This window comes from Maribacter confluentis (assembly GCF_030505015.1).
In the GTDB taxonomy this organism is placed as follows: Bacteria; Bacteroidota; Bacteroidia; order Flavobacteriales; family Flavobacteriaceae; genus Maribacter; species Maribacter sedimenticola.
Genome location: NZ_JAUKUC010000001.1, coordinates 3,041,989 through 3,061,565, shown reverse-complemented (window position 1 = coordinate 3,061,565; position 19,577 = coordinate 3,041,989). Strand labels below are relative to the sequence as shown.

Genomic DNA, 19,577 nt, shown 5'->3' with positions numbered 1-19,577 from the left:
GGTAAAACCTAAATATGCTTAGGTAATTTTAAGGGCAACTGCGTTAACCGTTCTCCCGTTAATCTTCTTACAGCATTTGCAATTGCCGCACCAATAGGGCCCAATGGGGGTTCCCCTACGGCTCCCGGAGTATCTTTTCCCTGTAGCAGCACAACATCTATTTCCTTTGGCGCATTTTTCATCAATGCCATTTTATATGGTCCATATATAGTTGGGGCAAGTTCCCCATTTTCAACAAACATTTGTTCATAGAGCACTGCGCTTATACCCATGATGACGCAGCCTTCGCACTGCGCACGTATTTGATCTGGGTTTACTGCCAAACCGGGATCCATGGCTACCGTAACTTTATGAACAACAATTTCATGATCCACAATACTAACCTCAGCTATTTGGGCGCATGGCGTATTGGCATCAATGGATGCTGCTAGGCCCATAGCACGGCCTTCAACAATATTTTCCGAATATTTTGCTTTATCCGTTACCGTATTAATTACATTTTTAAGACGAATACCTATGGGATCATCGGCGATTTGACGAAGCCTGAATTCAACGGCATTCATTTGCGCCTTAATCGCCATTTCGTCCATAAAACTTTCCATGGCAAAAGTATTGGCCAATAATCCCAAACTTCGCCACCAACTTGTAGCAAATGGTAAATCTACATGCCAATAAACGGACCTAAAATTGGGAATACCCGTATACTGGATAAAACCACCACGTATAGCACCAATGTCGGCTCCAATGATAGGAGGAAGAAATCCTGGTATTAAAGCCGAATCGTTACCAACGTCCCCACTTACAAATTCATGTTCCAGGACATTCAATAATCCTTCTTCATTAAAATTGCCAGAAATAACATGATGTGTAGGAGGGCGAAACATATCATGTTGAAATTCTTCCTTTCTACTAAAGAAATATTTAACGGGTCTACCAACTGCTTCTGACATTAAGGCCGCCTGTACCGCATGAGGTGTATGCAACCTACGACCAAAACCTCCGCCCAAATAAGTTGGCTCCACAATTACTTGTTCCACATCTAAATCTAACCGTTGGGCCACTTCCTTTCTTGTGAGTCCGACAACCTGTGTTGATATTTTTATTATTGCTTTTCCATCTTTAACAAATGCTACAACCCCATTAGGTTCTATCTGTGCATGTGCCCCTATTGGGGTTCTAAATTCCATTGTTAAAGGATTATCTTTCTCTTTTAATGCTTTGCCTTTCTTTTGGATGATGGTAGAGGACCCATTACCTACGGTCATGATCTCTACTATATCTTTTGTATTTAAATTGTCATAACTTTCCCAAATTACCTCTATGGCATTTTTTGCATTCTCGGCTTCTATCATGGAATTTGCCACGACTGCTACAAAATCCGCTTCATGTATAATTTTTACCACGCCAGGCATTTTTTCTGCCGTTGTGGAATCTGCACTTACAAATACCGACCCAATTTTTGAAGATCTCACTACTGCCCCATACAACATGTTAGGCATTTGCGCATCCATCCCAAAAATAGGGTCACCAAATACCTTGTCTTCCAAATCTATCCTGGGTACGGGCTTACCCACATATTTATAATCCTTAATATCTTTTAGAACAGGTGAATCTGGCACAACCCATTCATCAACCCCATCTGCCACCTGCGCAAAGGTTAGCTGTTTACCTTTCCCTATAATCGTCCCATCCTCTATAATCAATTGGTCTATATCCAAGTTCAGCTTATGGGAAGCCTCTTTTAAAAGCATAGTACGCAACATGGCAGAAAGTTCCCTGAGTGGTTGCCACAAACCGGAAATGGAAGTACTGCCACCTGTAGCAAAACTATCTACATTTCCTGTAGAGGATGACGCATGTACCACCTTTATCCTATGCATTGCAACAGAAAGTTCATCTGCAGCCATTTGCGCTATTCCCGTAAATGTTCCCTGTCCCATTTCCATTTTTGGGGAATGCAAGCGTATAAAATTATCCGATGTGATTTCAAACCATATCATAGGTTTATCGCTATTGTCCGTATAAGGCATTTCCAATGAATTTACCTTACCTAAAATTCCTCTGCGTATAGAATTCCTGAATAGATAGGTACCTACAGCAAGGACTCCTAAAGTTCCCAATCCTCCCTTAACCAAGAATTTACGTCTGGACACCCCTTTATTCGAATTTTTATTGGTTGCCATCAATCTGTAATTTTAAATGAGGTGGAACCGCTTTCCGCTGAAAGTTCTGCTGCCCTATGTATAGCCTTGCGCATACGATAATAGGTTCCACATCTACAAATATTGATGATATTGTTATCAATATCTTTATTCGTAGGTCTTGGCACTTTATTTAACAATGCGGCAGTGGCCATAATGAATCCAGGTTGGCAATAGCCGCACTGTGGTACGATCTCTTCTATCCAAGCCTGTTGAACCGGGTGTGGCTTGACCCTATTGCCTAAACCTTCTATAGTTATGATTTCTTTTCCTTCTGCAAATTTGACGGGATAGGAACAAGACCGTATGGCCTCATTGTTTACATGTAAGGTACACGCTCCGCAAGCTGCTTTACCGCAACCAAACTTAGTACCTTTTAGATCCAGTACATCCCTAATAATATATAAAAGAGGAGTATTCTCATCTTCAACATCTATTATCTTGGACATGCCGTTAATAATAAAGGATATTTTCATAGCATAAACTATTTAGTAGGAATCACCGCTCCGTTTGCAAACCAATCTTCAACGGCTTTTTTAAAATCTTCTTTGGAAACTGGTGGCAATGTTCGTTGCACACCATTTGCATTCACCCCTGGATCCCAGGCCCATAATACCAGTTCATCTTTCGTCATGTGTTCAATAAGCTCTTCATGACTTTTATTACCGTTGGTTTCCCTATTCAATAATCGCCCAGCTATTTCGGTCCTAGTAAGTCCCTCCCAACCCATAGAAGCCGGAGCCAATGCCCAGTGCGGCGCTCCAGGTACACCAGAATTTTTATTATTTACAGATTGATGGCATGTATGGCAGTTTGTAGCTTGAAAACCTTTATCATTAATTCCTCTTGCCATACCAAAATAATGGGGGTGCCGGTCATCTCCTTGTTTGGGAATATCATCGTTGGGATGACAGTTCATACAGCGTTGGTGGGTAAGTACGTCCATCATTACAGTGAATGAGGAAGATTCCGTCTGGGCAATATCATGTTGTGAAACAGGCAGTGTATAAGTTACCATATTTGGAGTATTGGCCAAAGAGAACAATATACCTAACAAGGCCAACACAACGACTGGATACAAAAACCTTACATTCATAACATGCAGTTACGTTCAATTTTAGGAACGATATCTTATGAAGATAGTAAAAGCAAAAGACATTAAACAATAAACTGACTCAACAAAATTATGATCTACACCGTACCCTTGGGCAAGAACACTTCTGCCATCATACAACGGGCACTGCCACCACCACAAGTTTCTATTGTAGACAATGAACTATGTAAAATACTACAATGCTTTTCTATCTTGGTAATCTGCTCCTTAGTTAAACTAGTATAAGCGGCGGAACTCATTACCATATACCGTTTATCATCAGCTCCCAATACCTGTAACATATTCCCTGCAAAATGGTGCATCTGTTGTTCTGTAATAGTTATGATCTCCCTACCGTCTTTCTTCAGGTGGTCAAGAACATTTTTACGTTCCTTTTTATCATCGATCGTATCCGAGCATATAATAGCGAAATCTTCTGCCAATGCCATCATAACGTTGGTATGGTAAATAGGTAAACGCTTACCGTCTACAGACTGGTTGGCTGTAAAAATTACAGGAAAACAATCAAAATCCTCACAAAACTCTATAAAAAGCTCATCATCTGCCCGCTCCGAAAGGGCACAGTATGCTTTTTTATTGACCCTGTCCAACAATATACTTCCGGTACCCTCCAAAAATATACCTTCTTCCTCTGCTGAGGTATAATCGATGACCTCTGTGATTATAAATCCTTTTTCCTCCAGAATTTCCAAAATATCCTCTCTGCGCTCATTTCTCCTATTCTCTGCATACATTGGGTATACCCCTACTGTACCGTTGGCATGAAATGAAATCCAGTTATTGGGAAAGATGCTGTCCGGAGTATCAGGTTCATAGGTATCGTTCACAACGATTACATTGACTCCCTTACCCTTCAATGTGGAAACAAAAACATCAAATTCTTCTTGGGCTTTTATATTAATAGCCTGATTCTTCATGTCAATATCTTCCATAAAATAATTATTGACAGCGGTTTGTTCGTTCATTCTGAACGATACCGGACGAATCATGAGTATATTATTGGTAATCTGCATAATGGGGAAAAATATAATTATTCGTTTATAAATTAAAACTATTCTCTAATGAGCGGCAGCGTACTACAGCGCAATAAACCTTCCTGTTTGGAAATTTCAGCATAGGGAATTTCCTCTACGGTAAATCCTTGTTGACGTAACCAAGTATTAAGCCTGGTAAAACTTTTTTCAGAAACAATTACATCTGGGGATATTGAAAATACATTACTGAACATACGGTACATTTCATGAGCATTGATCTCAAATATATTCTCCTTACCAAAAAAGGCAACCAACCATTGGTATTCCTCCTCTACCAAGAACCCGTTTCTATGTAAAATAGCCTTACCCTTGCCTAAAGGCTGAAAACAGCAGTCTAGATGTAATGCGTTTTCTTGAGAATTGGTGTTAGACTTTCTCAGTTCAAAAGATTTGACGGTTTTCTTAGGAAACTGGGCTTTTAAATAATCTACAGCTGCCTTATTTGTTCTAGCCGTAATATAATCCGGGTAATCGGGAGCTGTATAGGTACCTACAAAAATATATTCGTTCCAGGGCATTACATCACCACCTTCTACATGCACTTCTTCAGGGGGATGCAAAATATTACTATCCTCTATTTTATCGAGTACATGTAAAATGGCCTCTACCTCTTTCTCCCTATCAGGTAAGATATTTGCTATAATCAATTTATCTTCAATAACAAATGCAATATCACGGGTAAATATTTGATTGCAGTCCTCCAAAACCTCTGGGCGGAATACTTGTACGCCATATTTCTCAAATACGGCTTTAAATGCTTCCATTTCAAAGATCATATCATCCTCTTTGGGATAAGTGCCCGCCAATATATGCTCCAAGGATTTAGGGTCATATGCATCTTCTGGTCTGGGCACGGGCCCTGAACTTTTTGCGGTTCCCAAAACAACGGCCTTTAACTTTGAAATTTCATCTTTTACCTGTAATTGTAACATGCTTTCAATTTTAGATACTGATTAAAAATTAGCACAAAAAAAAGCTCCTTTATACTTTAAAAGAGCTTTTTGTTTTTTTATTAACGGTAGCAATCTACCTTTTATCCAGTTCGACAAAAGACCTTAGATTTTCACCAATATAAACTTGTCTTGGTCTACCAATAGGTTCTCCTTTTAAGCGCATTTCCCTCCATTGGGAAATCCAACCTGGTAATCTACCCAAGGCAAACATTACCGTAAACATTTCTGTTGGTATTCCTAAAGCCCTATATATAATACCTGAATAGAAATCTACATTAGGGTACAATTTTCTATCCACAAAATATTTATCCTCCAATGCTTCTTTTTCCAAGCCCTTTGCAATTTCCAATATAGGATCGTCAATACCCAAATCTGCCAACACTTCATCTGCGGCTTTTTTAATGATTTTTGCGCGGGGATCAAAATTCTTGTAAACCCTATGCCCAAAGCCCATTAACCTAAATGGATCGGACTTGTCCTTAGCCTTGGCCATATACTTTTTAGTATCGCCACCATCTGCCTCAATTGCTTCAAGCATCTCCAAAACCGCTTGGTTTGCACCACCGTGCAATGGTCCCCAAAGTGCAGATATACCTGCTGATAAGGATGCGAACAGTCCTGCATGGGAAGAACCAACAATACGCACAGTACTGGTAGAACAGTTTTGTTCGTGATCGGCATGTAAAATCAACAACTTATCCAAAGCTTCTATAACGACCTTGTTCTTTTTATATTCTTGATTAGGACGTTTGAACATCATTTTATGTATGTTTTCTACATAGCCCAAACTGTCATCACCATAATCTAGAGGAAGTCCTTTTTTCTTGCGTAATGTCCAAGCAACAAGAACTGGAAATTTAGCCAAAATACGTACTATGGCATGGTACATATCCTGATCTGAACTTACATCAACAGTGGATGGGTTAAATGCAATCAAAGCACTTGTCAAAGAAGACAACACTCCCATTGGGTGTGCAGACTTTGGAAAACCGTCCAAAATCTTTTTCATTTCTTCATCTACATGAGACTCATCCTTTATATCCTTATGAAATTTAGCCAGCTCTTCTTTGTTCGGTAAATTTCCAAAAATCAATAAATACGCTACCTCTAAAAAATCGGCTTTTTCTGCCAACTCTTCTATAGAATACCCTCTATATCTTAAAATTCCTTTTTCACCGTCCAAAAAAGTAATGGCACTCTCACATGATCCCGTATTTTTATAACCTGGATCTATAGTTATAATTCCTTTGGTAACTGAACGCAAAGATTTAATATCAATCGCAAGTTCATTTTCAGTTCCCTTAATTACTGGAAACTCATATTTTTCACCATTATATTCTAAAGTAGCTTTATCTGACATTTTTAAATTTTACGTTTTATATACTCCCCGTAAAGTTAACAAAACAGGATTGTTTTAACAATTTCAATATTCTGTTTGGGGTAAAATTAACAATAAGATCTTTTAACTACATTACTCACAACATATATAATGATTTGTAATATTCGTCCAAAGACTTTTCCCAAGTAAAACGAGCCTTTTTGGCATTGGCCTGTATCTTTTTCCATTTGGGTTTATCGTGTTGCCATAAGGAGATAGCTTCATCAAAACGCAACACCATATTTTCAATTTGCTGTTCATACGTAGCACCATCAAAAGCAAAGCCGGTCTTCATATGCTCCACAGTGTCCTTTAAACCTCCTGTATGGTGAACCAAGCAAGGATTTCCATTGCGCATGGCCAACATTTGACTAATTCCACAAGGCTCAAATAGACTTGGCATAAAGTAAAGATCAGTTTCCAAATACATAGAGTCAATTAAATCTTCTGATTGACCATTGGTGAATATAAAATTCTGATGTTTATAACTCATGTCGCGAAAAAACTCTTCATAATCTGGGTCTCCGGTACCTAACAGCATAAAGATACCGTCAACTTCCCCTAAGCGTACCAGCATTTTTTCAAAGGCTTCTGGAGAGCGCATAAGAAAATAAAATTTTTGTTCCGTCAACCGAGCAACACTTGAGACTATGAATTTAGGCCTATTGCCTACATATTGCATTATTTTCTCACCTGTGTGCGCTAAAAAATCCGCTTTATATTTCTTGGACGTATCTTGCAACCATCTAAAAAGAGCTTTCACCGTATTTCTATAAAGAAACCCTTTTTCCGCCTTCCTAATATTATTATAGTTACTAGCATTTAATATCCCGAACAATCTTCCTTCATTGTCAGCTATCTGCAAGTCGTTCTCCAAACTTTCACCACCAATAAATTCCGGTCTTCTGCTTGGCAAGAGTACATCTTCTTTATATGATGGGGATACGGTATGCACTGCATCTGCCAGCCTAATGCCTACGGCCATAAGGTTTATACAATCCTGATAACGTAAATCCATCAGCTCCTTATGATTTAATTGCACTTCTGGAAACCAGTTATGAACCGATGCATAATTATCATAAAATGGTCTTATACCCTGTATGGCCAAATTATGTATGGTATATACATAGCGCATCTTTTTTAAATCTTGATATTGGGGATGGTATTTTTTAATGAACAACAGAGCGGCCGAATGCCAATCATGCATATGTACAATATCCAACTCTCCAAAGGCTCCCACTTTTATAGCTTCTGCAGTAGCCGTACAGAATATAATGAACTTTATAAAATCGTTATAAAAAGGTTCTGTAGGGTCATCATGATAAATATGAGCAATACCCCCTTCTATAATCTCTGGATGGTGTATTACATAATGTGTAATATTTTTATCAACCTTTTTTGGTATTACCTCATATAGCTCCGCGGTATATGGTACGCCCCTAAGTTGAAAATGAAGATTGGTTTTAAAGATTCCGTTCTTATGCAATCTGGAATAGGAAGGTACAACGACATGGACTCTATCATCCCGTTTCGAAATTTCCCTTGGCACATCTCTAACCACATCACCCATACCACCGGCTTTGCAATCTGGAATGGCATCATTTTCTGCTGAAACGAAAAGAAAGTTGTTCATATGTTACTTACAAGATTTTAAATGTATTTTTTACAAAAGGTAGTTAAAGTTTAGGAGTAAGACAAAAAAAAAGCCTTTCCAAAATAGGAGAGGCTTTTTATATAAATTATGGCACAAAATCTAGTTGACCTTGAATGCTTTTTCTTGTGGATAATAAGCTGTACTACCCAATTCCTCTTCAATACGAAGCAATTGATTGTACTTGGCCATACGGTCTGATCTAGATGCCGATCCGGTTTTAATCTGGCCTGTATTCAAAGCAACAGCTAGGTCAGCAATTGTGTTATCTTCCGTCTCTCCCGATCTATGGGACATTACTGAAGTATACCCTGCATTTTTAGCCATATTTACGGCTGCTATTGTTTCGGTAAGCGTTCCAATTTGGTTAACCTTGATCAAAATTGAATTGGCAATTCCTTTTTCAATACCTGTTGACAAACGTTCCACATTGGTCACAAACAAGTCATCACCTACCAATTGAACTTTGTCCCCAATTTTATCGGTCAATGATTTCCATCCATCCCAATCATTTTCATCCATACCATCCTCAATAGAGATAATAGGGTATTTAGCACTTAAATCTGCTAAGTATTGTGCTTGTTCCTCAGAAGTTCTAACAACACCTTTATCACCCTCAAATTTGGTGTAATCATATTTACCATCTACATAAAACTCTGCAGCGGCACAATCTAAAGCGATCATTACATCATCCCCTAAAGTATAGCCAGCATTCTTTACAGCTTTGGCAATGGTATCCAATGCATCCTCAGTACCTCCAGCTAGGTTCGGCGCAAAACCACCTTCATCACCTACTGCTGTACTAAGTCCACGATCGTGCAATACTTTTTTCAAATGATGGAAAATCTCGGTTCCCATTTGCATTGCATGCGAAAAGCTTTTTGCCTTTACGGGCATTACCATGAATTCTTGAAAAGCAATAGGAGCGTCTGAATGAGAACCGCCATTGATAATATTCATCATAGGAACAGGCAATGTGTTGGCACTAACGCCACCCACATACCTATATAAAGATAGACCAAGTTCATTTGCAGCTGCCTTAGCCGCAGCTAAAGAAACACCTAAAATGGCATTGGCCCCTAGTTTAGATTTATTTGGTGTACCGTCAAGATCGATCATGGTTTGATCTAAGAGATTTTGATCAAATACAGACATACCCAAAATCTCTTCGGCAATAACATTATTTACATTATCAACTGCCTTTAAAACTCCTTTACCCATGAAATCCTTGCCTCCATCACGAAGTTCAACAGCCTCATGCTCACCGGTAGATGCACCAGAAGGAACTGCGGCCCTACCCATTACACCGTTTTCAGTAATTACATCTACTTCAACGGTTGGGTTACCCCTAGAATCTAAAATTTGTCTTGCGTGAACACTTAATATGATACTCATTTAATTTATTTTTTATTAGTTGATCATTTAAAGGACAAAGATACAAAACCAAGGTACTCCCGAGTTTATTTGCACTCTACATTTGTCCATTAAATAACAATAATTTAAACAATTTCGTTATGTTTTATACTTTTCTCAATTAAACCGAAAAAATCATCAAAAAGATAGTCCGCATCATGTGGGCCTGGACTCGCCTCTGGGTGATATTGAACAGAAAAAACATCTTTATTTTTCATTCTAATACCTGCAACCGTCTTGTCGTTAAGGTGTACATGTGTAATTTCCAAACTGTCATTTGCTTCAGTTTCCTCACGGTTAATTGCAAATCCGTGGTTCTGCGAAGTAATTTCACCCTTGCCGTTTAACAGGTTTAAAACCGGATGATTTATTCCCCTATGGCCATTGTGCATCTTGTAGGTTGATACTCCATTTACCAATGCCAAAATTTGGTGCCCCAAACAGATTCCAAAAACAGGTTTATCCGTTTGTATCATTTTTTTGGCAGCCGCAATGGCATCGCTCAAAGGTTCTGGATCACCAGGACCGTTTGATATAAAATAAGCATCTGGGTTCCAGGCCTCCATTTCTTCAAAGGTGGCATTGTACGGAAACACCTTTACGTAAGCGTCACGCTTAACCAAATTTCTAAGAATATTCTTTTTAATTCCAATATCCAAAGCGGCAATCTTTATGGAAGCATTATCATTACCTACAAAATATGGTTCTTTGGTAGATACTTTAGAAGCAAGCTCCAAACCTTCCATACTAGGTACTTCTGCCAATCGTTTTTTAAGGTCATCTATATTGTCCACTTCAGTGGATATAACAGCATTCATTGCGCCATTGTCACGTATATAGCTCACTAGAGCCCTGGTATCCACATCAGAAATCGCAAATAATCCGTTGGCATCCAAAAATCCTTGCAAACTATTATCTGCTAGAGCCCTAGAATAATCATAGCTGAAATTCCTACATACTAAACCCGCTATTTTGATGGAGTCTGATTCTATTTCATCTTTATTAACCCCATAATTACCAATATGGGCATTTGTGGTCACCATGATCTGACCAAAATAGGACGGGTCCGTAAAAATTTCCTGGTACCCGGTCATACCAGTATTAAAACAAACTTCACCAAAAGCTGTACCCTCTTTATCCCCTACAGACTTTCCATGGAATATGGTACCATCCGAAAGTAATATTAAAGCTTTTCTTTTTGCTTGATATTTCATTTTGTGCTATTATTTATTCATTTACAAAAAAACATAAAAAAAAGGATAAGCTAGAAAGCTTATCCTTTTCATTATAAATATTTATTGACAATTTATTCCTTAGAATCATCTGCCTTTACCTCGTTATCCGTTTGAGATTCTGTTTCCGGTTGTGCTTCTTGCACTACTTTGGTTTCTTTCACTTCAGTAGCAGCCTCAGCATTGTTACCACCAGACCTTCTACTTCTTCTTGTAGATTTTTTCTTAGGCTTACCGGCATTATACAATTCGTTGAAATCAACCAATTCTATCATGGCCATATCGGCGTTATCACCTAAACGGTTACCCAATTTAATAATTCTAGTATAACCACCTGGTCTGTCAGCTACTTTTTCAGAAACTACACTGAACAATTCCGTAACAGCATTTTTATCACGTAAGTTTTTAAAGACGATACGTCTGTTGTGAGTACCCTTCTCAGCACTTACATTGTTCCCTGCCTTAGACTTCGTAATCAAAGGTTCTACAAATTGTTTTAAGGCTTTTGCCTTGGCAACCGTAGTATTGATTCTTTTGTGCTCAATTAAAGAACAAGCCATATTGGCCAACATTGCCTTTCTGTGTGCAGTTTTTCTGCCTAAGTGATTTACTTTTTTACCGTGTCTCATGTTATTGTTTTATCATCTTGCTACCAAACTCGATAGATCGAGGAGCAAAATATGATTAATTAATCTTTATCTAATTTATATTTTGAAAGATCCATTCCAAAACTAAGTCCTTTGTTAATTACAAGCTCCTCAAGTTCCGTAAGGGATTTTTTACCGAAGTTCCTAAATTTCATCAGGTCGTTCTTATTAAATGATACTAAATCACCTAAAGTATCTACTTCTGCCGCCTTTAAACAATTAAGGGCACGTACGGATAGGTCCATGTCTACCAATTTTGTTTTAAGCAACTGACGCATATGCAATGATTCTTCATCATATGTCTCAGTTTGGGCAATTTCATCTGCCTCAAGCGTAATACGCTCATCAGAGAACAACATGAAATGATGAATAAGAACTTTTGCAGCTTCGGTCAAAGCATCCTTTGGGTGAATAGAACCATCAGAAGAGATTTCAAAAACTAATTTTTCGTAATCTGTTTTTTGCTCTACACGAAAGTTTTCAATACTATACTTTACATTCTTTATCGGTGTAAAAATAGAATCTACAGCTATTGTCCCTAATGGTGCGCCAGACTTCTTATTTTCTTCTGCAGGTACATATCCCCTACCTTTTTCAATAGTAATTTCCATATTGATGCTTACTTTGGCATCCATATTACATATTACTAAATCTGGATTTAAAACTTGATATCCTGAAATAAACTTCTGGAAATCCCCTGCAGTCAACTGATTTTTTCCACTAACGGAAATAGAAACCACTTCTGCTTCAGAATCCTCTATTTGTTTCTTGAAACGCACTTGTTTCAAGTTCAATATAATTTCAGTAACATCTTCTACAACGCCAGAGATAACCGAGAACTCATGCTCTACCTTATCTATCCTTACAGACGTAATGGCGTAACCTTCCAAAGAAGAAAGCAACACACGTCTTAACGCATTCCCAACAGTTAATCCATAACCAGGTTCCAAAGGGCGAAATTCGAACTTCCCTTCGAAATCTGAGGAATCGATCATTATTACTTTATCGGGTTTCTGAAAATTAAATAATGCCATAATTGGATCGGTATTGTTTATTTAGAGTATAACTCCACGATTAATTGTTCTTTGATGTTTTCTGGAATCTGCATTCTTTCAGGTATAGATACATAAGTACCTTCCTTCTTTTCGCTGTTCCAAGAAATCCACTCATAAACAGCGCTATTCGCAGTCAATGAATCCTGTATGCTTTGTAATGATTTTGATTTCTCCCTTACCCCTACAACATCTCCGGCTTTAAGGGAATATGAAGGAATATTCACTACTTCTCCGTTTACCGTGATATGTCTGTGTGATACTAACTGTCTAGCTCCACTTCTTGTAGGTGATATTCCCATTCTATAAACCACATTATCTAAACGTGATTCACACAATTGTAATAAGATTTCACCAGCAACACCTTCTTTTCTCTTTGCAGTTTGAAACAGGTTTCTAAATTGCTTTTCTAAAATACCATAGGTATATTTAGCTTTTTGCTTTTCCATTAACTGAATAGAGTACTCAGATTTTTTTCCTCTACGTCTGTTGTTCCCGTGTTGTCCCGGAGGGTAATTTTTCTTTTCGAAAGACTTATCGTCTCCAAAAATTGCTTCGCCGAATTTACGTGCGATCTTTGACTTTGGTCCTGTATATCTTGCCATTTTCCTTTAATTTGAAAGTGAGATTATGAATTAAGGCTTATCCTTCGATAATCGTAACTACACTTTCGATGAAATATATAATTGATTAAACTCTTCTTCTTTTTGGAGGTCTACAACCATTGTGCGGCATTGGAGTAACATCGATAATCTCGGTTACTTCAATTCCAGCATTGTGCAATGATCTAATGGCAGACTCCCTACCATTACCAGGTCCTTTTACATAAACCTTAACTTTTCTTAAACCTGCTTCATGAGCAACTTTTGAACAGTCTTCAGCTGCAACCTGAGCAGCATAAGGTGTATTCTTCTTAGAACCTCTAAACCCTAATTTACCAGCAGATGACCAAGAAATTACATCTCCTTTTTTATTTGTTAAAGAAATGATGATGTTGTTAAAGGATGCACTTATATGCGCCTCCCCTACAGAATCAACAATTACTTTACGTTTCTTGGTAACTTTAGTATTTGCCTTTGCCATACCTACTTATTATTTAGTTGCTTTTTTCTTGTTAGCAACTGTTTTACGCTTTCCTTTTCTAGTCCTAGAATTATTCTTGGTACGTTGACCTCTTAAAGGTAAACCAGACCTGTGACGAATTCCTCTATAACAACCAATATCCATCAATCTCTTAATGTTCAATTGGGTTTCGGAACGCAACTCTCCTTCGATTACGTAACCAGATACAGCTTCCCTAATACGTCCTATTTCATCATCGTTCCAATCAGAAACCTTTGTATCTTCACTAACCTGGGCTTTACTCAAAATTTCTTGAGCTCTACTTCTTCCAATTCCAAAAATGTAGGTTAAGGCGATAACGCCTCTCTTCTGTTTTGGTATATCAATACCTGCGATTCTTGCCATAATTACCCTTGTCTTTGTTTAAATCTAGGATTCTTTTTGTTGATTACGTACAACCTGCCTTTTCTGCGAACAATCTTGCAGTCGGCACTTCTCTTTTTAACTGATGCTCTTACTTTCATCTTGTATCTTAGTATCTATATGTAATTCTTGCTTTAGTAAGATCGTATGGACTCATTTCCAATTTAACCTTATCGCCAGGTAATAATTTTATATAATGCATACGCATCTTACCTGAAATATGCGCTGTTACTACATGTCCATTCTCCAACTCTACCCTAAACATTGCATTTGACAATGCTTCAATGATAGATCCATCTTGTTCTATTGCTGCCTGTTTAGCCATAAATTATGCTACTTTTCTATTTTTACCGGTTTTCATTAGGCCGTCATAATGTCTATTCAACAGATATGAATTCACCTGTTGCACAGTATCAATAGCCACACCAACCATAATCAATAAAGATGTACCTCCATAAAATAAGGCCCATCCAGCCTGAACATCCATCAACTTTACGACAACGGCCGGCAAAATTGCGAGCAAAGCTAAGAAAATTGATCCAGGTAACGTTATTAATGACATAATCTTATCTAAAAAATCTCCTGTTTCTTTCCCAGGACGTATTCCTGGTATAAAACCACCACTTCTTTTAAGGTCATCTGCCATTTTATTGGTAGGAACCGTAATGGCCGTGTAGAAATAGGTAAAGATGATAATCAACAAGGCAAATAAAATATTATATGCCAAACCAAATATATCACTAAACTGAACTTGCATCCACTGCCCAAATGAAGTATCATCAAACGCGCCACCTATCATTCCGGGAACGAACATAATAGCCTGTGCAAAGATTATAGGCATTACTCCAGATGCATTTAATTTTAATGGAATATACTGTCTTGATCCCATGATGTTTTTCTCATAACCACCAGACGCAGTTCTCCTGGCATACTGAACCGGTATTTGACGAGTAGCCATTACCAATAATATACATGCCAAAATAACAAGGAACCAAATAATAACTTCAATCAGAATAAACATTAGACCGCCATTATTATCAACGGTCCTTGAAATAAATTCCTGAACAAAGGATTGTGGCATGGTTGCAATAATACCGATCATGATCAACAATGAAATACCATTACCAATACCCTTATCTGTAATTTTTTCTCCTAACCACATAGCAAAAACGGTACCTGTAACCAAAATGATTACTGCGGGTATCATAAAATCCAACCCTTTTCCTAAGATAAAAGCACTGTCCCTAACACCAAAGGCTTCCAAACCGTAGAGATAGGCAGGAGCTTGAACTATACAAATACCAATAGTCAACCATCTAGTAATTTGGTTAATAGTTTTACGACCGCTTTCACCCTCTTTTTGAAGTTTTTGAAGATATGGTATAGCAATACCCATTAATTGCACCACAATTGAAGCAGAGATGTAAGGCATAATACCTAATGCAAAAACAGAAGCATTGGCAAAAGCCCCTCCTGTAAATGCGTTTAATAGACCAAAGATACCTTGATCGGTTCCATCGGTCAAACCACCCAACTGCGTAGAATCTATACCTGGAAGAACAATTTGGCAACCAAAACGGTACACCAATAAAAGACCCAAGGTAATAAGTATTCTATTTCTTAGCTCTTCTATCTTCCAAATATTGGATATTGTATCAATAAAATTCTTCATGCTCTCGTTTATGCTTACAAACTTATTGCTTCACCACCAGCTGCTTCAATAGCTGCCTTAGCAGAAGCGGTAAATTTATGTACCGTAATTTTTAGGGGGGATTTCAATTCACCGTTACCTAAAATTTTAACTAAGTCGTTTTTACCTACTACTCCGTTTTCAACCAAAATATCCAAAGAAACCTCTTTTGAAATTACTTTGTTATCAACAAGTTCCTGTAACTTCTCAATATTGATACCTTTATAGTTCTTACGGTTGATATTTGTAAATCCAAATTTAGGAACACGACGTTGCAATGGCATTTGACCACCTTCAAAACCAATTTTCTTAGAATAACCAGATCTTGATTTTGCTCCTTTATGTCCTCTTGCAGCAGTTCCACCTTTTCCTGACCCTTGTCCTCTTCCAAGACGTTTACCGTCCCTATTAACTGAACCTTCTGCAGGCTGTAGATTATGTAAACCCATTATATTCTATCTTTAAGCTCCCTCAACGGAAACTAAATGTTTAACTTTATTTATCATTCCAAGAATGTTGGCCGTATCATCATGTTCTACAACTTGACCAATTCTTTTTAAACCAAGGGCCTCAAGAGTTCTTTTCTGATTTTGAGGTTTCTTGATTCCACTTTTTACCTGTGTAACTTTAATCTTTGCCATAATTCTACTCTTAGCCTTTAAATACTTTTTCTAAAGAAACACCTCTTTGACTTGCTATGGTCTTTGCATCCCTAAGTTGCAATAAAGCGTCAAAAGTTGCTTTTACAACATTGTGTGGATTTGAAGAACCTTGTGATTTGGACAAAACATCATGTACACCAACAGCTTCTAAAACTGATCTCACTGCACCACCGGCAATAACACCCGTACCATGAGAAGCTGGCTGGATGTAAACTCTTGCTCCACCAAATTTACCTTTTTGCTCATGTGGTAATGTACCGTTGTTCAAAGGAATTCTAATCAAGTTCTTTTTACCGTCCTCAATTGCTTTTGCTATTGCAGTTGCAACTTCTTTAGACTTACCTAAACCGTGACCTACAACACCATTTTCGTCACCAACGACAACTATAGCAGAAAAACCAAATGCCCTACCACCTTTAGTTACCTTGGTAACACGTTGGATGCCAACTAATTTATCTTTTAAATCTAAACCGCCAGGTTTAACCGTTTCTACGTTTTTATATTTTTGGAACATACTAGTTTATTAGAATTTTAATCCTGCTTCTCTTGCACCTTCGGCCAAAGACTTAACTCTACCATGATACAAATTTCCACCTCTATCAAAGGCTACCTTATCAAGACCCGCCTTTACAGATTTCTCGGCAATTGTTTTACCAACTAGTGCGGCAATCTCTGTTTTGTTACCTTTTACTTTTGCAATATCCTTATCTCTTGAGGAAGCAGATACTAAAGTAACTCCTTTAACGTCGTCTATAACTTGTGCATAAATCTCGCTATTACTACGGAATACAGATAACCTAGGTCTAGCTGCAGTTCCGGTAGAAACCTTACGGATTCTACGGCGGATTCTATTTTTTCTTTGTGTTTTTGATAATCCCATAATACACTTATATTAAGCTGACTTACCAGCTTTTCTTCTTAATATTTCACCAACAAACTTAATACCTTTTCCTTTGTACGGTTCAGGTCTACGGAATGATCTTATCTTAGCTGCTATATGACCAACCAATTGTTTGTCATGAGAGGTCAATTTAACTATTGGGTTCTTTCCTTTTTCAGAAACAGTTTCGACCTTAACCTCTGGGGCCAAGTCAAATACTATATTATGGGAAAACCCTAGAGCCAAATCTAATTTTTGACCTTGGTTACTAGCCCTGTAACCTACACCTACTAACTCCAATTCTTTGGTCCAACCTTTTGAAACGCCCTCAACCATGTTGAGTATAAGTGACCTATATAAACCGTGTTTTGCTTTATGCTCCTTAGAATCTGAAGGTCTTGTTACCCAAGCCTGACCATCTTCCACTTTAACCGATACACCAGAGAACTCTTGAGTCAACTCTCCTAACTTTCCTTTTACGGAAATGATATTTTCATTGATTTCAATTGTAACTCCTTCTGGAATCGCGATTGGATTATTACCTATTCTAGACATTTTCTAATTCTTTTATCAATTAATAAACGTAGCATAAAACTTCACCACCAACTTTTTCCGCCTTTGCTTGCTTACTTGTCATTACACCATGGGATGTAGAAACAATAGCGATACCCAAACCGTTCAATACACGTGGCAAATCGTCGCTACCCGCATATTTTCTAAGACCCGGCTTACTTATACGCTGTATTTTCTTGATAACAGGCTCTTTTGTAAACTTGTCATATTTCAAAGCAATTTTAATAGTGCCCTGAACCTTGTTCTCTTCAAACTTATAACTTAAAATATATCCTTGATCGAACAATATTTTTGTTATCTCCTTTTTTAAATTAGAAGCAGGAATTTCAACAATTCTATGACCTGCTCTACTTGCGTTTCTAACTCTCGTTAGGTAATCTGCTATAGTATCTGTTACCATGTATATATAATTCGGTGACGGTTTTTAACTTTTACGTTAAACCTGAAACCATTAATAATTCTTTTTTACCAGCTGGCTTTTTTAACACCCGGAATTAAACCGGCATTTGCCATTTCCCTGAACATTACCCTAGAAATTCCAAAAGTTCTCATATAACCCTTAGGTCTTCCGGTAAGCTTACATCTATTGTGCAAACGTACTGGAGAAGCATTTTTAGGAAGTCTTTGCAAACCTTCATAGTCTCCAGCTTCCTTTAGAGCCTTTCTTTTTTCAGCGTAAATTGCTACAGTTCTTTCCCTTTTTCTTTCACGGGCTTTCATTGATTCCTTAGCCATACTAATTCTTTTTAAAAGGTAAACCTAATTCTGTTAATAATGATTTTGCTTCCTTGTCAGTATTTGCAGAGGTCACAAAAGTAATATCCATTCCGTTAATTCTATTGATTTTATCAATATTGATTTCCGGGAAAATAATCTGTTCGGTTATACCCAAGTTATAATTTCCACGACCATCAAAACCAGTAGCCTTGATTCCTTGAAAATCACGTACCCTTGGTAATGCAGATGTTACTAAACGATCTAAGAATTCGTACATACGCTCACCTCTAAGGGTTACCTTTGCACCAATAGGCATACCTTTTCTTAATTTAAAGGCAGCAACATCTTTTTTAGATAATGTAGCAACAGCTTTTTGACCAGTGATCATCGTCATTTCATCAATTGCATGATCAATAAGCTTTTTATCAGCAACGGCAGCACCTATTCCTCTGCTCATTACTATTTTTTCCAACTTAGGAACCTGCATTACATTACTGTAACCAAATTCTTCGGTAAGGGCAGCTATAATTCGCTCCTTATACTCTTTCTTTAATCTTGTAACGTATGCCATAACTAAATTACTTCTTTGGATTTTTTGGAAACCCTAACTTTTTTACCATCCCTCATTTCATAACCTACCCTTGTAGTATCTCCAGATTTACCGTCGATCAAAGCAAGGTTTGAAATATGGATTAAAGCTTCTTTTTTTACAATACCACCCTGAGGGTTCTTTGCACTAGGTTTCTCATGTTTGGAAACCATATTTGCACCTTCTACGATGGCCTTATTTTTTTCAAGATTTACACGCATAACCTTACCTTCGGTACCTTTATGGTCACCAGCGATAATTCTTACGGTGTCTCCTGTTTTTATTTTCAACTTTTTCATCTTGTCC

General features: G+C 37.7%; 26 protein-coding genes. All 26 read right to left on the bottom strand.

From position 1 onward, the window contains the following. Positions 1-8: 8 nt before the first annotated feature. The 26 genes from Q2T41_RS13290 to rplX all read right to left on the bottom strand — a co-directional run bounded on the left by Q2T41_RS13290 (position 9) and on the right by rplX (position 19,570). Positions 9-2,183, bottom strand: a complete 2,175-nt coding sequence (locus tag Q2T41_RS13290; RefSeq protein WP_304436456.1) for a xanthine dehydrogenase family protein molybdopterin-binding subunit — start codon at positions 2,181-2,183, stop codon at positions 9-11. Then, positions 2,183-2,677, bottom strand: coding sequence for a (2Fe-2S)-binding protein (locus Q2T41_RS13285; RefSeq protein WP_304436455.1), 495 nt, complete (start codon positions 2,675-2,677; stop codon positions 2,183-2,185). Before Q2T41_RS13285 ends, Q2T41_RS13290 begins: the two co-directional genes overlap by 1 nt. Before the next feature lie 8 nt (positions 2,678-2,685). Further along, entirely contained in the window at positions 2,686-3,297 is a 612-nt protein-coding gene (locus Q2T41_RS13280) for a hypothetical protein (protein WP_304436454.1), read from the bottom strand. A gap of 95 nt (positions 3,298-3,392) precedes the next feature. Continuing rightward, positions 3,393-4,328: a citrulline utilization hydrolase CtlX gene (ctlX, locus tag Q2T41_RS13275; protein WP_304436453.1), complete on the bottom strand. Its 936-nt coding sequence runs from the start codon at positions 4,326-4,328 to the stop codon at positions 3,393-3,395. Positions 4,329-4,366: 38 nt separating this feature from the next. Continuing rightward, on the bottom strand, positions 4,367-5,281 hold the full coding sequence (locus tag Q2T41_RS13270) for a dimethylarginine dimethylaminohydrolase family protein (protein ID WP_304436452.1): 915 nt from the start codon (positions 5,279-5,281) through the stop codon (positions 4,367-4,369). A 94-nt stretch (positions 5,282-5,375) separates the two neighbouring features. After that, the gene (locus Q2T41_RS13265) at positions 5,376-6,662 is read right to left on the bottom strand and encodes a citrate synthase (RefSeq protein WP_304436451.1); all 1,287 of its coding nucleotides are present in this window, start codon (positions 6,660-6,662) and stop codon (positions 5,376-5,378) included. Between the two features lie 115 nt (positions 6,663-6,777). After that, a complete protein-coding gene (locus Q2T41_RS13260; RefSeq protein ID WP_304436450.1) occupies positions 6,778-8,313 on the bottom strand; it encodes a glycogen synthase in 1,536 nt (511 codons plus the stop codon). A gap of 120 nt (positions 8,314-8,433) precedes the next feature. Continuing rightward, positions 8,434-9,726 carry a phosphopyruvate hydratase gene (eno, locus tag Q2T41_RS13255; RefSeq protein ID WP_144804697.1) on the bottom strand — a complete coding sequence of 431 codons (1,293 nt, stop codon included), beginning with the start codon at positions 9,724-9,726 and terminating at the stop codon, positions 8,434-8,436. Between the two features lie 104 nt (positions 9,727-9,830). After that, complete coding sequence (gene carA, locus Q2T41_RS13250) at positions 9,831-10,958, bottom strand: glutamine-hydrolyzing carbamoyl-phosphate synthase small subunit (protein WP_304436449.1); 1,128 nt, start codon at positions 10,956-10,958, stop codon at positions 9,831-9,833. Between the two features lie 92 nt (positions 10,959-11,050). Then, entirely contained in the window at positions 11,051-11,605 is a 555-nt protein-coding gene (gene rplQ / locus Q2T41_RS13245; protein WP_304436448.1) for a 50S ribosomal protein L17, read from the bottom strand. 59 nt (positions 11,606-11,664) lie between these two features. After that, a complete protein-coding gene (locus Q2T41_RS13240) occupies positions 11,665-12,657 on the bottom strand; it encodes a DNA-directed RNA polymerase subunit alpha (protein WP_089259465.1) in 993 nt (330 codons plus the stop codon). A gap of 17 nt (positions 12,658-12,674) precedes the next feature. Beyond that, positions 12,675-13,280, bottom strand: a complete 606-nt coding sequence (rpsD, locus tag Q2T41_RS13235) for a 30S ribosomal protein S4 (RefSeq protein ID WP_089259464.1) — start codon at positions 13,278-13,280, stop codon at positions 12,675-12,677. An 85-nt stretch (positions 13,281-13,365) separates the two neighbouring features. Beyond that, positions 13,366-13,758: a 30S ribosomal protein S11 gene (rpsK, locus tag Q2T41_RS13230; RefSeq protein ID WP_036152169.1), complete on the bottom strand. Its 393-nt coding sequence runs from the start codon at positions 13,756-13,758 to the stop codon at positions 13,366-13,368. A 9-nt stretch (positions 13,759-13,767) separates the two neighbouring features. After that, positions 13,768-14,142 (bottom strand): 30S ribosomal protein S13, encoded by a 375-nt coding sequence (gene rpsM, locus Q2T41_RS13225; RefSeq protein ID WP_089259463.1) that lies wholly within the window; start codon positions 14,140-14,142, stop codon positions 13,768-13,770. Positions 14,143-14,144: 2 nt separating this feature from the next. Then, positions 14,145-14,261 (bottom strand): type B 50S ribosomal protein L36, encoded by a 117-nt coding sequence (ykgO, locus tag Q2T41_RS13220; protein ID WP_013305171.1) that lies wholly within the window; start codon positions 14,259-14,261, stop codon positions 14,145-14,147. Positions 14,262-14,269: 8 nt separating this feature from the next. Further along, positions 14,270-14,485 (bottom strand): translation initiation factor IF-1, encoded by a 216-nt coding sequence (gene infA / locus Q2T41_RS13215; protein WP_013305172.1) that lies wholly within the window; start codon positions 14,483-14,485, stop codon positions 14,270-14,272. A 3-nt stretch (positions 14,486-14,488) separates the two neighbouring features. Further along, positions 14,489-15,832 (bottom strand): preprotein translocase subunit SecY, encoded by a 1,344-nt coding sequence (gene secY, locus Q2T41_RS13210; RefSeq protein ID WP_089259462.1) that lies wholly within the window; start codon positions 15,830-15,832, stop codon positions 14,489-14,491. Positions 15,833-15,846: 14 nt separating this feature from the next. Further along, the gene (gene rplO, locus Q2T41_RS13205; protein ID WP_089259461.1) at positions 15,847-16,299 is read right to left on the bottom strand and encodes a 50S ribosomal protein L15; all 453 of its coding nucleotides are present in this window, start codon (positions 16,297-16,299) and stop codon (positions 15,847-15,849) included. Positions 16,300-16,311: 12 nt separating this feature from the next. Next, complete coding sequence (rpmD, locus tag Q2T41_RS13200) at positions 16,312-16,491, bottom strand: 50S ribosomal protein L30 (protein ID WP_089259460.1); 180 nt, start codon at positions 16,489-16,491, stop codon at positions 16,312-16,314. A 10-nt stretch (positions 16,492-16,501) separates the two neighbouring features. After that, on the bottom strand, positions 16,502-17,026 hold the full coding sequence (gene rpsE, locus Q2T41_RS13195) for a 30S ribosomal protein S5 (RefSeq protein ID WP_089259459.1): 525 nt from the start codon (positions 17,024-17,026) through the stop codon (positions 16,502-16,504). A 9-nt stretch (positions 17,027-17,035) separates the two neighbouring features. Continuing rightward, entirely contained in the window at positions 17,036-17,392 is a 357-nt protein-coding gene (rplR, locus tag Q2T41_RS13190; protein WP_089259458.1) for a 50S ribosomal protein L18, read from the bottom strand. Positions 17,393-17,404: 12 nt separating this feature from the next. Beyond that, positions 17,405-17,947, bottom strand: coding sequence for a 50S ribosomal protein L6 (rplF, locus tag Q2T41_RS13185; protein ID WP_089259457.1), 543 nt, complete (start codon positions 17,945-17,947; stop codon positions 17,405-17,407). Between the two features lie 19 nt (positions 17,948-17,966). Next, positions 17,967-18,365 (bottom strand): 30S ribosomal protein S8, encoded by a 399-nt coding sequence (gene rpsH / locus Q2T41_RS13180; protein ID WP_089259456.1) that lies wholly within the window; start codon positions 18,363-18,365, stop codon positions 17,967-17,969. A gap of 65 nt (positions 18,366-18,430) precedes the next feature. Continuing rightward, the gene (rpsN, locus tag Q2T41_RS13175; protein ID WP_089259455.1) at positions 18,431-18,700 is read right to left on the bottom strand and encodes a 30S ribosomal protein S14; all 270 of its coding nucleotides are present in this window, start codon (positions 18,698-18,700) and stop codon (positions 18,431-18,433) included. 1 nt (position 18,701) lies between these two features. Continuing rightward, positions 18,702-19,253, bottom strand: a complete 552-nt coding sequence (gene rplE / locus Q2T41_RS13170; RefSeq protein ID WP_089259454.1) for a 50S ribosomal protein L5 — start codon at positions 19,251-19,253, stop codon at positions 18,702-18,704. Positions 19,254-19,255: 2 nt separating this feature from the next. Then, complete coding sequence (rplX, locus tag Q2T41_RS13165; RefSeq protein ID WP_089259453.1) at positions 19,256-19,570, bottom strand: 50S ribosomal protein L24; 315 nt, start codon at positions 19,568-19,570, stop codon at positions 19,256-19,258. Positions 19,571-19,577: the final 7 nt, after the last annotated feature.